The sequence below is a fragment of the Xenorhabdus stockiae genome (assembly GCF_002632825.1).
Lineage (GTDB): Bacteria > Pseudomonadota > Gammaproteobacteria > Enterobacterales > Enterobacteriaceae > Xenorhabdus > Xenorhabdus stockiae.
Genome location: NZ_NJAJ01000146.1, coordinates 1 through 585 on the forward strand (window position 1 = coordinate 1; position 585 = coordinate 585).

The 585-nt window shown below is 53.2% G+C and carries 1 protein-coding gene; it reads left to right on the forward strand.

Annotated elements, in window-relative coordinates; translation table 11 throughout:
* The coding region (locus Xsto_RS20860) for a terminase large subunit domain-containing protein (RefSeq protein WP_244590484.1) at positions 1–585 on the forward strand (585 nt) is incomplete at both ends.

Consider the following 585-nt stretch of genomic DNA (forward strand, 5'->3'; position numbering starts at 1 on the left):
ACATTCAGTGAACCCCGTGCTCAGCATATCCTGAACTTTTACAAATTTGTTCCGCATGTCAAAGGGGCATTGACCGGCAAGCCCATAGAACTGATGGACTGGCATATCTTCATTCTGATTAATCTGTTCGGCTTTGTCTGTCCGCTGGTGAATGAGGCCACCGGAGAAGTGGTGCTGCGCAATGACGGCAGTGGACGACCGGTGATGGTACGGCGTTTTCGTACCGCATATAACGAAGTGGCGCGTAAAAATGCCAAATCTACGCTGTCTTCCGGTATCGGGCTGTACATGACCGGGGCCGACAGTGAAGGCGGCGCGGAGGTTTATTCGGCGGCGACGACCCGTGATCAGGCCCGTATCGTGTTTGAGGATGCAAAGAGCATGATCAAGCAGGCCCGACCCACGCTAGGCCGGTTGTTTGAGTTTAATAAGCTGGCGATTTATCAGGAGCAGTCCTCGTCCAAGTTTGAGCCGCTGTCCAGTGATGCCAATAACCTTGATGGTCTCAATATTCATTGCGGCATTGTCGATGAACTGCATGCGCACCGCACCCGTGATGTGTGGGATGTACTGGAAACCGCCACC